Origin of the sequence: Tsuneonella flava (assembly GCF_002870965.1) — a bacterium.
Taxonomy (GTDB): Bacteria; Pseudomonadota; Alphaproteobacteria; order Sphingomonadales; family Sphingomonadaceae; genus Tsuneonella; species Tsuneonella flava.
The window spans coordinates 78,256-92,289 of sequence record NZ_PHSO01000011.1 but is presented as its reverse complement, the minus strand read 5'-3'; the positions used below and the strand labels follow the sequence as shown (position 1 = coordinate 92,289).

Below are 14,034 nucleotides of genomic sequence, written 5' to 3'. Positions count from 1 at the left end.
ATGTCCCGGCAATCTGGATGGAGCGGGTATGGGTGGGAAAAGACGACTCAGCTCGCAACTCTCAATTGCATGCCTCATGTGACAGTGTGACAGGCGATTGCAGAGCCGGTGTGTGTGCGGTGAGCTAGCTTAGGGCGAGGACGCTGGTCAGGATGAAGCGGATCAGATCGGATTGCCCGCGAGCGCCCATCTTGGCATAGATTTTCTTGGAATAGTTTCTTGCTGTTTCGATTGTGATTCCAAGGCTCTGGGCGGCTTCGGCAATCGACTGGCCATTGGACAGAGCCAGCGCAAGGCGGGCTTCGCTGGGAAGCAGGCCGAACAGTTCGGCGATTTGTTCATGGCGGTCGGATCGGCTGCGGTTGTCGCCTTGAATATAGGCAACCGCAGCACCGCTGGCAGCGGGGGATTGCGGGTCCGGCGTTGCGGGGACAATCAGCAGGTCGACCCACGGATCCATCGACACATTGATGGCATGGGGGCGCGGGTTGGCTTCTTTCACAATGGCGCGCAATGCGCGGGATAGCTTGCGATCGATCAGCGAATCGTCTGCAATCAGTCGACCGCTGCGGGTCCGGCGCAGCCCGACGCCGTACTGCATCAGCTTCGCCGCCTCGTGGCTTTCCTCCATTACTACGCCATCTGCATCGAGCCGGATCCACCCGAAATTAAGTCGGGCCATGACATTGTCGGCGATCCGCGCGCTGGCCTTCTGCCGTTCGATTTCGGCATAGCAGCGCAATGCCCGGCGAAAATGCGGCCCGATCCGGCTCAGCAGCGCTCCGTCGGCCGGGGTGAAGTCATTGGTTTCCCGATTGATAGATATCCATGCGCTGACTCCGCCCGGCTCGGTGATACGCATCAGCCGCATGGCGTTCACTTTGTTGGGGATCATCATGTCACGGCGAAAGGCGTCATGAATCGGGTCGCCGGGCAGCAGCAGTTCGGACAAGGAATAGACCCGTTCTTCGCGCAGATCGAAATAGGGAAGGGGATCGCGCTCCCAAACATCGCGTTCGTACATCTGCGCGAGTTCACGCGGCATCGCGCGCCCGGCGGCGAGGTGAATAGTGCTGTTACGCGACCGGTCAGGCGGGCGAAACGTAATGGTGGCACTATCTGCACGTGTCCGCACGCGGAGCCGCTCCAGAAAGGTCTGCCACATCGGTTGCTCGAAAGGGCCATCGAAGGCCGCAGACAGCAGGTCGGTTTCCTCCTGGATCACGAACATCACTAGATGCTCCCAAATGGGAGGTTAAATGTCCAGCGCGATCACGCACATTTGTAGAAGCAAATCATTGATGGCTGGAAAGAGCACTATCGCATGTCCCGAACATTGACCCACCTCGAACGGCTTGAGGCAGAGGCGATTCACATTATTCGCGAAGTCGCAGCAGAGGCCGAAAACCCGGTCATGCTGTACAGCGTCGGCAAAGATAGCGCCGTCATGCTGCATATCGCGCGCAAGGCGTTTTTCCCGTCACCGCCTCCGTTTCCTCTGTTGCATGTTGACACGACGTGGAAGTTTCAGGCGATGTATGAACTGCGCGATCGCATGGCGCAGGAAAGCGGCATGGAGCTGCTGGTCTATCAAAACCCCGAAGCAGTCGAGCGCGAGATCAACCCGTTCGATCACGGTTCGCTGCACACCGATATGTGGAAGACCGAAGGGCTGAAGCAGGCGCTGGACAAGTGGAATTTCGACGCGGCATTTGGCGGTGCCCGCCGCGACGAGGAAAAGAGCAGGGCGAAAGAACGCATATTCTCATTCCGCACCGCCAGTCACGGGTGGGATCCGAAGAACCAGCGACCGGAACTGTGGAACCTGTACAATGCGCGCAAACACAAAGGCGAAAGCATCCGCGTCTTCCCAATCTCGAACTGGACCGAGCTGGACGTGTGGCAATATATCCACCTGAACGACATTCCGATTGTTCCGCTCTATTTCGCGGCAAAGCGCCCGACCGTGGAGCGCGATGGCATGTTGCTGATGATCGATGACGATCGTTTCCCGTTGCAGCCCGGTGAAGTGCCCGTCGAACGGTCGATCCGGTTTCGGACGCTCGGCTGTTATCCGCTGACCGGTGCGGTGGAGAGCACTGCGAAGACTTTGCCCGAAGTGCTTCAGGAAACTCTTTTGACCACGACCTCGGAACGGCAGGGCCGCGCGATCGACAAAGATGCCGGCGGTGCAGGCATGGAAGTGAAAAAGCAGCAGGGGTATTTCTGACATGCCTGAGACACAGAACGACTCCGTTTATGTAACCGACAGGCTCATTGCCGAAGATATCGATACATATCTGGACACGCATCAGCACAAGACGATGCTGCGCTTCATCACCTGCGGATCGGTGGACGATGGCAAATCGACGCTGATCGGTCGTTTGCTCTACGATTCGAAGATGATCTTCGAAGATCAGTTGGCCGCTTTGCAATCCGATTCAAAGAAAGTCGGTACACAAGGGCAGGATATCGATTTTGCGCTGCTGGTGGATGGTCTGGCTGCCGAGCGGGAGCAGGGCATTACGATCGACGTGGCCTATCGTTTTTTCAACACTGAAAAGCGCAAGTTCATTGTCGCCGATTGCCCTGGTCACGAACAATATACCCGCAACATGGTAACAGGCGCTTCGACCGCGGATCTGGCGGTGATACTGATCGATGCGCGTAAAGGAGTTCTGGTTCAGACCCGGCGCCATAGCTATCTTTGCCATCTGATCGGCATTCGGAACATCGTGCTGGCGGTCAACAAAATGGACCTCGTCGATTACGCGCAGGATGTCTTTGACAAGATCGTTGGCGAATACAGCGAGTTCGCAAAATCCATCGGTATCGAGAGCTTCACCGCGATGCCGATTTCCGGGTTCAAAGGCGATAATATCACGACGCTATCCGATAACATGCCCTGGTACGATGGCCCGACGTTGATCGAGCACCTTGAAACGGTTGAGGTTAATTCGGCGCGCGATGCCAGTAAGCCGTTCCGCATGCCGGTTCAGTGGGTGAACCGCCCCAATCTCGATTTTCGGGGCTTTTCCGGGCAGATAGCGACAGGCTTGGTCAGGCCGGGCGATGCGGTGCGCGTGTTGCCTTCAGGTAAAACCAGCAGCGTCAGCAAAATTGTCACTATGGATGGTGAACTGGACGAAGCGGTAGCGGGGCAGTCGGTAACGGTGTGTTTCGCCGATGAGGTGGACTGCTCGCGTGGCGATGTGATTGCCCCTGCCGATAATCCGCCTGCCGTGGCAGACCAGTTCGAAGTGACGATTGTCTGGCTTAACGACGATACTATGCACGTTGGCCGTGCCTATTGGCTGAAAATCGGAACGCAAACCGTTTCCGCCACTGTGCGTCAGCCGAAATATGCGGTGAACGTCAACACGATGGAGCATATGGCGGCCAAGACACTCGATCTGAACGCTATCGGTGTGGCGGAACTCAGCACCGATCGTCCGATCATTTTCGAACCCTATACCGACAATCGCGCGCTTGGCGGGTTCATCCTGATCGACAAGATGACCAACGCAACGGTTGCCGCGGGGATGATCAATTTCAGTTTGCGCCGCGCGCAGAACGTTCACTGGCAGCCGACCGACATCGATCGAGAGGCTCACGCCCGGCTCAAGAACCAGACACCGAAAGTGTTGTGGTTCACCGGGCTTTCGGGCGCAGGCAAAAGCACGATTGCAAACGAGGTTGAGAAACGACTCAACCTGATGAACCGACACACTTTCTTGCTCGACGGTGACAACGTTCGGCACGGCCTGAACAAGGATCTGGGCTTTACCGAAGCGGACCGGATCGAAAACATTCGCCGCGTGGGCGAAGTCTCCAAGTTGATGGTCGATGCGGGCCTGATCGTGCTGACGGCATTCATCAGCCCCTTCCGCGCCGAGCGTCAGATGGTGCGCGCAATGCTGTCGGACGAGGAATTCATCGAGATTTACGTCGATACTCCGCTGGAAGTGGCAGAGGCCCACGATGTCAAAGGGTTGTATAAGAAGGCCCGGAGTGGAGAACTGAAGAACTTCACCGGGATCGACAGTCCATACGAACCGCCGATGACGCCGGAAATACGGGTTAACACCGCCGAGATGACTGCGGCCGAAGCAGCCGACTATATCGTTCGCAAACTGATGCCGTTGAAATAAGGGGGCTCGCGCAATCATGACTATGTCCGATGGCGAACTTGCCGCGCACCTTGCCGAAGCAGCCGGACGAATCCTGCTGGAAGTGCGCGCATCGGACGTTTTCGGTGGCAAGGCGCTGGGCAATGCGGGCGACGCTACGGCCAATCAGTTTCTGGTCCACGCATTGCGAGATGCGCGCCCCGACGATGGCCTGCTTTCCGAGGAAGAAAAGGACAACTACGATCGCCTTTCCTCGCGTCGGGTCTGGATTGTCGATCCCGTGGACGGCACCCGTGAATATGGTGAAGCGCGTAGCGACTGGGCAGTGCACGTCGCTCTTGCTGTCGATGGCGCGGCCAGTGTGGGGGCAGTGGCGCTCCCCGGCCTTGATGGCGGTACCGTCTTTCGGTCGGACAAGCCGCAGCCGCTCGGCCCTGGCCATTCGAGACCAAGAATGGTGGTCAGTCGCACACGACCTGCTGCAGAAGCTGTCGCCGTTGCACAAACCCTTAGTGCGGAACTGATTCCGATGGGTTCCGCCGGGGCAAAGGCGATGGCCGTTGTGCGCGGGGAGGCGGATATCTACCTGCATTCCGGCGGGCAATACGAGTGGGACAGTTGCGCCCCGGTTGCTGTTGCGGCGGCACATGGTTTGCACTGTTCGCGGCTTGATGGCAGCCCGCTTATCTACAACCAGCGGGACACCTATATCCCCGATCTTCTCATCTGTCGGTCGGAATGGGTGGTGCCGGTGTGCGATGCCTTGACTGATATATCTACCTAGGCGGCGCGGACAAGTTCGCTGGCGGATATGGATGGGGTCGTGAATTTGCCTGCCGAACTACTGGCACCAAGCATGGGGCCGACTTAGATGATTTCCGCAGGTGTTTGACGTCGGTACTGAGCAGCGGGTTTACGCCTGATTTGACGCTAAAATCAGAGGAGTGAGAGCATCAGCTTTCATCTCTAATATCCGTACCACCCATCATTTTTAGATAGCGGTTACGATGCCTCCCCCTGGGTTCAGGATTCAACTCTGCAGTCAAGGGACCAATCATGGTCATGGCGAAACTTACAAGGAGCGGATAACTTATGGCCTGCCATGAAACAAGAATAGTAATCCCTGCATCGCTAGTGAGACTTTCCCGATGTCGCTGTATTATCTTGTCGTGGGACACGACATTATAGTGCTCAAATGCTGTTTATCAATAGGTTGAAAAAAAGTGAATAAGTGCAGCAATGAAAAAGCCTATTAAGTAATCTCCCTTTGCTAATTTCAGACTGAAAAAGAATATTAGTCCGTGTGCAATAATGGAGATAATAGACTTTGCGGCTATGCCAATCGCAATAGCTATTGCGATTCCCGTCTCATCAATTCCACTTGTATTTGAACTAATGTCCGCATGCATTTCATTAAAAACCAATAGGCTGTTTAAAGTGGTTTCAGAAATGCCAACCGCAAGGCCTATGATAATAGACTGCATTCTAATACTAAAATCGCGAAGGGCAAAAAAAGAAAAAAGAAATTTAAAAGCCTCTTCAAATAGAGGTCCCCGACCAACGCTCAACGAGGTTGAATCGATGTAGGCAAAAGCCGGGGAAGCAGCAAAGTGGTAGAGGCAAACAATATATATCCAAAAAGTTTCAACGCAGCGCTACCCTGAAAAGAAGATTATTTCATGTTTCCGCCGGTGCGCTTTTGCTCGAACTCTCCAAATTCTTTGATATCAACTTTTGTGGCCTTCGCGACTTCTGCTACTGTAAGGCCTCGGCCAATCCAATCGATAGCCTTAATGGCGGCTCGTAGTAAAGATCCACGACCACCATTGACCGCGCCGATTTCATAATCGATAAGTATTTTCATTACTGAAATTTTCCACAATAAATAATGGTTATATTAAAATAAATCATATCCATTTACTGTCAAGAAAAATGATTATGACAGAGGATATTTTTTTCCGGAGATGTGCAAAGTACAGATACATACTACTCGACTTCATCGAAATCGTATGCGGTTCAATCTTGTTCCGATCCCGCACTACGAGGTTCAATACTTTGGAAGGGTGGCCTTAAAAGGTAGGGAAGGGGGTGGGGATGAAATCTAGCCCAGCCGGATAAACGGGCCAGGCTCAGGCTGTTCATCCAGATTCCACGAAGTTCAATTAGGCTCAGGACTCATTACTGGCTCCATTGGGGCTTGAAGCAAAATGGCACAGCGCAAGGAGAAAGGGCGCGGGAATATGTCAATATTTCAAGACCTTTTGACGCAGCGATGGGCCATTTTGGTCAAATCCCTGCGGGACGACCAAATGGCTTCCATCTCAACCCAAACTGCCCTTGGAGCGGCATATAGCCTTCCCGGCGGGCAGTTTGGCCCGATATGTTTCGCCATTTGGACGCCTCAACGGCGTCAGTAACGGATCCTGAGCCTAGGTCAGATAAATAATCTGGCCCGAAAACTGCTTCGCAAATCAGGGTGAGGTTAAAGTCGGATAAGTCTGGCGCGCGAAGTTCACACGCCGACACCGGATGCTGGCTCTACGCCGATATCGCCGCCGCGAGCGTTTCGCGAATGTTCTTCAGGCGAGCGACCACTTCGGATGGTGCGGCCTGATTGGGCCGTGGCGTTGCACCCGATGGTGAAGGGGCAACATTGGCGAACAGATCAACCGACGCGGTGCCTGATTTCGAAGTATCGGGAGCAGTCTGGGAGGACGCCGATTCAAGGGGCTCCGCCTGGGTTGCCTTAGGCGATCCACCCTTGGATGGATCGTTCTCAAGCAAGGCGACAGCTCCCTTGATCGTATAGCCTTCCCCATTGACCAGTTGGTCAATACGGTGGACGAGCGCGATGTCTTCGGGACGGTAATAGCGCCGCCCACCCGATCGTTTTAGCGGTTCGAGCATCGGAAACTGCTGTTCCCAATAACGCAGAACGTGAGGCTTGATGGCTAAGGCATCGCCGACTTCACCGATGGTACGCAATGCGCCCGCATCTTTGCCGTCGTCGAAACCTTTGCTCATCGCCGCTCTCCCTGCCGTCGGCCGGATTTAGCCGTTGGCCACGCGTTCCTTCAGCAACTGGCTGGCGCGGAAGGTCAACACCCGGCGGGGTGTGATTGGTACCTCGACCCCTGTCTTGGGGTTGCGGCCAACGCGTTCCTTCTTGTCGCGCAGCACAAAGCTGCCGAAGCCCGAAATCTTGACGTTTTCCCCTTGCTCCATCGCCTTGCTCATATGGTTGAGGATCGCCTCTACCATATCGAGCGACTCGGCGCGCGAGAAACCCATCTTGCGGTTAATAGTCTCAGCCAGGTCCGCACGCGTAAGCGTGCCCACTGAACGCATCATCTGCGTGTACCTCCATGTGGTGCGACCCCAATTTTCGAATTCAAAGTAACGAAGATTACACGGGCTCGCAATCAAAGTTTCCAGAAAGATTCACATACGAATCAGACTGGCGCCCCAGGTGAACCCGCCGCCCATCGCTTCCATCATGACAAGATCGCCAGATTTGATTCGCCCGTCGCGCATTGCGACGTCGAATGCGAGCGGAACCGAGGCGGCCGATGTGTTGGCATGGCGATCGACTGTAACGATCACTTTCTCCGATGGCAGCCCCAGTTTGCGTGCGGTTGCATCCAGAATGCGCGCATTGGCCTGATGGGGAACGACCCAGTCGATATCTTCCGCGTCATAGCCTGTGTCGCTCAGCACTTCGCGCAGTACATCGGCGAGGTTGACCACGGCGTGGCGGAAGACTTCGCGCCCTTTCATCCGCAGCTTGCCGACTGTGCCGGTAGTGGAAGGGCCACCGTCGACGTAGAGCAATTCGTTGTGCGCTCCATCGGCATGAAGCTTTGTGCCGAGAATACCCGGCGCATCGGCTGCCGTTTCGTCCACATCGCGGGTTTCCAGAACCAGAGCGCCCGCGCCATCGCCGAACAGTACGCAGGTGCCACGGTCCTCCCAGTCGAGGATACGGCTGAAAGTTTCCGCCCCGATCACCAGCGCCTTGCTTGCCATTCCGGTGCGGAGCATCGAATCGGCGGTGGCCAGCGCATATAGGAACCCGGAACAAACCGCTGCGACATCGAAGGCGATGCCGCCATGACAACCCAGCATATCTTGCACGCGGGTGGCCGTGGCAGGAAATGTCTGATCCGGCGTGGCAGTTGCCAGAACGATCAGACCGATTTCATTGGCGTCGACACCTGCGGCGGCAAGTGCTGCGCGCGCGGCATCGGTCGCCAGCGTGGCAGTGGTTTCGCCTTCGCCAGCGATGTAGCGATTGCGAATACCGGTCCGTTCGACAATCCATTCGTCGCTCGTATCCACGGTTTTCGCCAGTTCGGCATTGGAAACCGCGCGCTTGGGCAGGGCGGACCCGCTTCCGACAATAACCGAACGAATCACGCGGCTTCACCAGACGTCGATTGTGCAGCTTGGAGGGTGCCGAGATCGGCGGCAATACGTTGAGTCAGGTCTTCCTCCAGCAACCGTGCAGCCACGGCGACGGCATTGGCAACGCCTGCAGCATTGGCGCTGCCATGACTTTTGACGACCACGCCGTTCAGGCCAAGGAATACCGCGCCGTTATGATTGTTCGGATCGAGGTGATGGCGCAGCAATTCGGTTGCTGGTCGGGAAACGAGAAAACCGATCTTCGACCGGAGCGAACTCGTAAACGCGTTTCGCAACAGGTCGGTGACAAACCGCGCAGCCCCTTCGATGGCTTTCAGCGCGATATTGCCGGAAAATCCATCCGTTACGACTACATCACATTGGCCGCGATTGATCTTGTCGGCTTCGATGAAGCCATCGAACTGCATAGCCAGACCAGTCGCTTCGCGGAGGCGTGAGGCGGCGTCCTGCAACTGGTCGGTGCCCTTGATATCTTCTGTGCCGATATTCAGCAGACGCACACGCGGTTCCGCTTGGCCGCTGACGATTCGCGAATAAGCAGCGCCCATGATCGCAAATTGCACCAGATTGCGAGCATCGTATCCGGTGTTGGCACCGAGATCGAGCATAATCACATCGTTGTCGCCGAGTGTCGGCAGCAAGGCTGCAAGTGCAGGCCGGTCAATACCCGGCATTGTGCGTAGAGCAAGTTTGCTCATCGCCATCAGCGCCCCGGTGTTGCCAGCGCTGACCGCAGCGCCAGCATCGCCTGCTTTCACGGCATTGACGGCAAGGCCCATGCTGGTGGTCTTGGCACGGCGGAGCGCCTGCGTCGGCTTCTCATCGCCGCCGACGACATCCTCGCAATGGAGGATTTCGGATGCACCGCGCATGTTCGGGTGGGCATCGAGCGCGGCTTTGATTCGCGTTTCGTCGCCCACCAGAAGAAATTTGAACTGATCGTGTCGCCGACGGGCAAGCGCCGCGCCGGAGACCATGACGCGCACGCCCTCGTCTCCGCCCATCGCATCAACAGCGATACGCGGCAGGCTCATGGCGCTCTCCGTCTTCCTATCAGGCCGGTCAGAGACCGACAGCGACGACTTCACGACCGTTATAGAACCCGCAGTGCGGGCACAGGTTGTGCGGGCGCTTCAGTTCACCACAGTTCGAGCATTCGTGGAATGCCTCTACCTTCAGCGAATCGTGGGCCCGGCGCATACCCCGGCGGGAAGGGCTAACTTTTCTTTTGGGGACAGCCATTGCGTCACCTGTTCCAATATGTTCGTTCGTTGATCGGGTTCGCCCTAGGCCAAGCTCAGGCGACGCACAACCCATTGGGCGCGTGCGGCGCGACTGAAACCCTGCCGTGGCGGGAAGGCGCGGCCTATAGCGGAATTCTTCGCAGTTGCAAGCGCGCGTGAACCTGCTAGCCATCCGCCGCTCATCAGAGAGGGAAATGCCGATGGCAATCTTGCTGCCTGTCACACTTACTTCTGCCGCTGCGGCAGCGATCCTCAACTTCTGGCTTGCCTTGCGTGTGGGGCAGTTGCGTGTCCGGCTCAAAGTTCTGCACGGCGACGATGGCGGTCCGCTGATGCAGCGGATGCGCGCACATGCCAATTTCATCGAATACACCCCGATCGTTCTGATTCTGATCGCGGCCATCGAGATGACCGGGAAGGGCGCGCCCTGGCTGGCGTGGGTTGCGGCGGCCTACATGTTGGCGCGTATCGCACATGCTTTTGGTATGGATTCGGCCACGGGCAGCAAGTGGCGGGCTGTGGGAATTGTAGTGACAATGCTGGTGATGCTTGGGCTGGCGGTTGCTGGTACACTGATCGTGCTGGGCGTGATCTAACCTTGTCGGATCGGTGTGGGTCCGGAGGTGCTGCCGGTGCTGCACCTCCAGGTACTGGACATCGCTGTGCTCTTGACCGGGCGATGGTTTCCTTCTAATGGCGCGCTCATCCGAGGCAGGGTTTGCCGTGCCGCGGTCAGATAGAGCTGAACATTGCCGGTTATGTCCCGGAGCCTGGTGCTGTTGCACTTAGGCTCTTTTCTATTGGAGCGGAAACGCTTGGGGCAGCCGTCAAAGTAACCCGGTGGCCGAATGGGCCGTGGGTGGAGCGTTTCGGTTTCGTGCGGCGAATCTCCCAGCGGGCAGATGTCCAATGGGCCCGCTGTATGAGCGTGCAACACTCCTTCCTACCCAGTCAGTTGTCACCTTCACACGGTGAAGAGAAAGAGACTCATGCCGACGATCAACCAGCTGGTCCGCAAGGGCCGCGTTCCGCAGAAGGCCAAGAGCAAGGTCCCTGCGATGGAGCAGAACCCGCAGAAGCGCGGTGTCTGCACACGCGTCTATACCACGACGCCGAAGAAGCCGAACTCCGCTCTCCGTAAGGTTGCCAAGGTGCGCCTGACGAACCAGCGCGAAGTCATTTCCTACATCCCCGGCGAAGGCCACAACCTGCAGGAACACAGCGTTGTGCTGATCCGTGGCGGTCGTGTGCGCGACCTTCCCGGTGTGCGTTACCACGTCCTGCGCGGCGTGCTCGATACGCAGGGTGTGAAGGACCGTAAGCAGAGCCGTTCGAAGTACGGCGCCAAGCGGCCCAAGTAAGCTTTCCCGTGTGCTCCCGTGCAGAGCGGGAGTCTCAGGCCATCCGGCTGTTTGATGTCGGTCAGGCCCATTGAGGTTCCCGCTGATGCGGGAGCTCACGCAAGAGATAAGGAATTTGACCAATGAGTCGTCGTCGTCGTCCCGAGAAGCGGGAAATTCTGCCTGATCCGAAGTTCGGTGATCAGGTTCTGTCGAAGTTCATGAATAACCTGATGCTCGACGGGAAGAAGTCCGTCGCGGAACGTATCGTTTACGGTGCGCTTGACACTGTCGAAGCCCGTGCGAAGAGCGATCCGGTTGCCGTGTTCCACGATGCGCTTAACAACATCAAGCCGCAGATCGAAGTTCGCAGTCGCCGTGTCGGTGGTGCCACCTATCAGGTGCCCGTTGAAGTGCGTCCCGAGCGTGCTCAGGCGCTGGCCATTCGCTGGCTCATCACCGCTGCTCGCGGTCGCCCTGAAACCACGATGGCTGCGCGCCTGTCGGGTGAGTTGATGGATGCTGCGAACAACCGTGGCAACGCGGTCAAGAAGCGGGAAGATACTCACCGTATGGCTGACGCCAACCGCGCCTTCTCGCACTACCGCTGGTAATCCACGCGGCGCTGTGAGGCGTGCTGCTTGCAGGGCCGGGGTAGGGGAAAGTAACCCGCCCGGTCTTCAAGTGGTCATATTATTGACTATATGGGGCGCGATCCCTCACCCGGGGCTCCCCACTTTCACCTGAGGAATTTTCCATGGCCCGCGAATATCCGCTGGAGCGCTATCGCAATATCGGCATCATGGCTCACATCGATGCCGGCAAGACCACTACGACCGAGCGTATTCTTTACTACACCGGCAAGTCCTACAAGATCGGCGAAGTGCACGATGGTGCCGCGACGATGGATTGGATGGAGCAGGAGCAGGAGCGTGGGATTACGATCACCTCTGCTGCGACCACCACTTTCTGGGCTGCCGAAGACGGTGAAGGCCCGAAGCACCGCATCAACATCATCGACACTCCCGGCCACGTTGACTTCACCATCGAAGTCGAACGTTCGCTGCGCGTGCTTGACGGTGCGGTTGCCGTGTTCGACGGCGTTGCCGGTGTTGAGCCGCAATCCGAAACCGTGTGGCGTCAGGCCGACAAGTACGGCGTGCCGCGCATGTGCTTCGTCAACAAGCTCGACCGTACCGGCGCCGATTTTTATTACTGTGTGCAGTCGATCATTGATCGTCTGGGTGCAAATCCGCTGGTGCTTTACCTCCCGATTGGCGCTGAAAGCGACCTGAAGGGTGTTGTCGATCTGGTGAACAACCGTGGCATCGTCTGGGAAGACGAATCGCTGGGTGCGAAGTTCAACTATGTCGATGTTCCTGCTGAGCTGGCCGACAAGGCTGCCGAATATCGCGAAAAACTCATCGAAACTGCAGTTGAGCAGGACGATGACGTGATGGAGCAGTACCTTGAAGGTAACGAACCCGATGCTGCAACGCTCAAGCGTCTGATCCGCAAGGGCACGATGGAGCGTGCATTCGTTCCGGTTCTGTGCGGTTCGGCGTTCAAGAACAAGGGTGTTCAGCCGCTGCTCGACGCCATCGTGGACTATATGCCGAGCCCGCTCGACGTTCCGGCGATCAAGGGTGTGCTGCCCGACAGCGATCAGGAAGATACGCGCCCTTCGAGCGACGACGCACCGTTCGCGGCTCTGGCATTCAAGATCATGAACGATCCGTTCGTCGGTTCGCTGACTTTCACCCGCATCTACTCGGGCAAGCTGGCCAAGGGTTCGGTGCTCAACTCGGTGAAGGACAAGAAGGAAAAGATCGGCCGTATGCTGCTGATGCATTCCAACAACCGTGAAGACATCGAAGAGGCGTTCGCAGGCGACATCGTCGCGCTGGCTGGTCTGAAGGAAACGACCACCGGCGATACGTTGTGTGCCGAACGTTCGCCGATCATCCTCGAACGTATGGAATTCCCCGAACCGGTTATCGAATTGTCGGTGGAACCGAAGACCAAGGCTGACCAGGAAAAGATGGGCGTCGCGCTCAATCGTCTGGCTGCCGAAGATCCGAGCTTCCGCGTTTCTACCGATCACGAATCAGGTCAGACGATCATTAAGGGCATGGGCGAGCTTCACCTCGACATTCTCGTCGATCGCATGAAGCGTGAATTCAAGGTCGAGGCTAACGTCGGTGCGCCGCAGGTGGCCTATCGCGAATATCTCGCGAAGCCGGTGGATGTCGATTACACCCACAAGAAACAGTCGGGTGGTTCGGGCCAGTTCGGTCGCGTGAAGATTAAGGTCGAGCCCGGCGAGCGCGGTCAGGGCTTCATCTTCCAGGATGAAATCAAGGGCGGTAATATTCCCAAGGAATATATCCCTGCGATCGAAAAGGGTATCCGCGAGCAGGCCGAAAGCGGCTATCTCGTCGGCTTCCCGATCATCGACTTCACGGTCACCTTGTATGACGGTGCGTACCACGACGTCGACTCGAGCGCGATCGCGTTCGAAATCGCCGGTCGCGGCGCTATGCGTGAAGTGGCTCAGAAGGCCGGTATCAAGCTGCTTGAGCCGATCATGAAGGTTGAAGTCGTCACCCCCGAAGAATATCTCGGTGACGTGATCGGCGATATCAACAGTCGGCGTGGACAGATCCAGGGGACCGACACTCGCGGTAACGCGCAGGCTGTCGAAGCGATGGTCCCGCTGGCGAATATGTTCGGGTATGTGAACGAATTGCGTTCCTTCACGCAGGGTCGTGCGCAGTACTCGATGCAGTTCAGCCACTATGACGAAGTGCCGGCAAACGTCGCGCAGGAAGTCAAGGAGAAGCTTGCCTAAGCATTGGCAAGCGTCTAGGGGCGGCGCCTGATTCACCGGGTGCC

The 14,034-nt window shown here is 57.0% G+C and carries 15 protein-coding genes; 7 read left to right on the top strand and 8 right to left on the bottom strand.

All coding sequences use genetic code 11. The features are described 5' to 3' along the window. Nucleotides 1–124: 124 nt before the first annotated feature. Nucleotides 125–1,231 carry a helix-turn-helix transcriptional regulator gene (locus CV013_RS14995; RefSeq protein ID WP_102156503.1) on the bottom strand — a complete coding sequence of 369 codons (1,107 nt, stop codon included), beginning with the start codon at nucleotides 1,229–1,231 and terminating at the stop codon, nucleotides 125–127. A gap of 93 nt (nucleotides 1,232–1,324) precedes the next feature. Here CV013_RS14995 and cysD point away from each other — a divergent pair, with 93 nt between their 5' ends. From cysD to CV013_RS14980, 3 genes are read left to right on the top strand one after another with little or no spacing between them, the layout of a single operon-like run. Further along, on the top strand, nucleotides 1,325–2,230 hold the full coding sequence (cysD, locus tag CV013_RS14990; protein WP_102156502.1) for a sulfate adenylyltransferase subunit CysD: 906 nt from the start codon (nucleotides 1,325–1,327) through the stop codon (nucleotides 2,228–2,230). Nucleotide 2,231: 1 nt separating this feature from the next. Beyond that, entirely contained in the window at nucleotides 2,232–4,151 is a 1,920-nt protein-coding gene (cysN, locus tag CV013_RS14985) for a sulfate adenylyltransferase subunit CysN (RefSeq protein WP_102156501.1), read from the top strand. A 22-nt stretch (nucleotides 4,152–4,173) separates the two neighbouring features. After that, nucleotides 4,174–4,914, top strand: coding sequence for a 3'(2'),5'-bisphosphate nucleotidase CysQ (locus CV013_RS14980; protein WP_408057064.1), 741 nt, complete (start codon nucleotides 4,174–4,176; stop codon nucleotides 4,912–4,914). A gap of 421 nt (nucleotides 4,915–5,335) precedes the next feature. On the opposite strand, the gene CV013_RS14975 is transcribed toward CV013_RS14980, so the two are convergent. From CV013_RS14975 to rpmF, 7 genes are all read right to left on the bottom strand, one after another. Next, on the bottom strand, nucleotides 5,336–5,698 hold the full coding sequence (locus CV013_RS14975) for a hypothetical protein (RefSeq protein ID WP_123640006.1): 363 nt from the start codon (nucleotides 5,696–5,698) through the stop codon (nucleotides 5,336–5,338). Nucleotides 5,699–5,802: 104 nt separating this feature from the next. Next, nucleotides 5,803–5,994 carry a hypothetical protein gene (locus tag CV013_RS14970; protein WP_102156498.1) on the bottom strand — a complete coding sequence of 64 codons (192 nt, stop codon included), beginning with the start codon at nucleotides 5,992–5,994 and terminating at the stop codon, nucleotides 5,803–5,805. Nucleotides 5,995–6,668: 674 nt separating this feature from the next. Next, entirely contained in the window at nucleotides 6,669–7,154 is a 486-nt protein-coding gene (locus CV013_RS14965; RefSeq protein ID WP_102156497.1) for a MerR family transcriptional regulator, read from the bottom strand. Nucleotides 7,155–7,181: 27 nt separating this feature from the next. Then, the gene (locus tag CV013_RS14960) at nucleotides 7,182–7,481 is read right to left on the bottom strand and encodes an integration host factor subunit alpha (RefSeq protein WP_190276561.1); all 300 of its coding nucleotides are present in this window, start codon (nucleotides 7,479–7,481) and stop codon (nucleotides 7,182–7,184) included. Nucleotides 7,482–7,571: 90 nt separating this feature from the next. Further along, the gene (locus CV013_RS14955; protein ID WP_102156496.1) at nucleotides 7,572–8,546 is read right to left on the bottom strand and encodes a beta-ketoacyl-ACP synthase III; all 975 of its coding nucleotides are present in this window, start codon (nucleotides 8,544–8,546) and stop codon (nucleotides 7,572–7,574) included. Continuing rightward, nucleotides 8,543–9,589 (bottom strand): phosphate acyltransferase PlsX, encoded by a 1,047-nt coding sequence (gene plsX, locus CV013_RS14950; RefSeq protein WP_102156495.1) that lies wholly within the window; start codon nucleotides 9,587–9,589, stop codon nucleotides 8,543–8,545. Before plsX ends, CV013_RS14955 begins: the two co-directional genes overlap by 4 nt. Before the next feature lie 28 nt (nucleotides 9,590–9,617). Further along, complete coding sequence (gene rpmF / locus CV013_RS14945; protein ID WP_102156494.1) at nucleotides 9,618–9,797, bottom strand: 50S ribosomal protein L32; 180 nt, start codon at nucleotides 9,795–9,797, stop codon at nucleotides 9,618–9,620. 208 nt (nucleotides 9,798–10,005) lie between these two features. Between rpmF and CV013_RS14940 the strand changes: the two genes are divergently transcribed. The 4 genes from CV013_RS14940 (at nucleotide 10,006) to fusA (ending at nucleotide 13,990) form a co-directional block, all read left to right on the top strand. Next, nucleotides 10,006–10,395 carry an MAPEG family protein gene (locus tag CV013_RS14940; protein WP_102156536.1) on the top strand — a complete coding sequence of 130 codons (390 nt, stop codon included), beginning with the start codon at nucleotides 10,006–10,008 and terminating at the stop codon, nucleotides 10,393–10,395. Between the two features lie 393 nt (nucleotides 10,396–10,788). Beyond that, nucleotides 10,789–11,160 (top strand): 30S ribosomal protein S12, encoded by a 372-nt coding sequence (gene rpsL / locus CV013_RS14935; RefSeq protein WP_006831873.1) that lies wholly within the window; start codon nucleotides 10,789–10,791, stop codon nucleotides 11,158–11,160. A 122-nt stretch (nucleotides 11,161–11,282) separates the two neighbouring features. Further along, complete coding sequence (gene rpsG / locus CV013_RS14930) at nucleotides 11,283–11,753, top strand: 30S ribosomal protein S7 (RefSeq protein WP_102156493.1); 471 nt, start codon at nucleotides 11,283–11,285, stop codon at nucleotides 11,751–11,753. A 143-nt stretch (nucleotides 11,754–11,896) separates the two neighbouring features. Beyond that, entirely contained in the window at nucleotides 11,897–13,990 is a 2,094-nt protein-coding gene (gene fusA, locus CV013_RS14925; RefSeq protein WP_102156492.1) for an elongation factor G, read from the top strand. Nucleotides 13,991–14,034 lie beyond the last annotated feature (44 nt).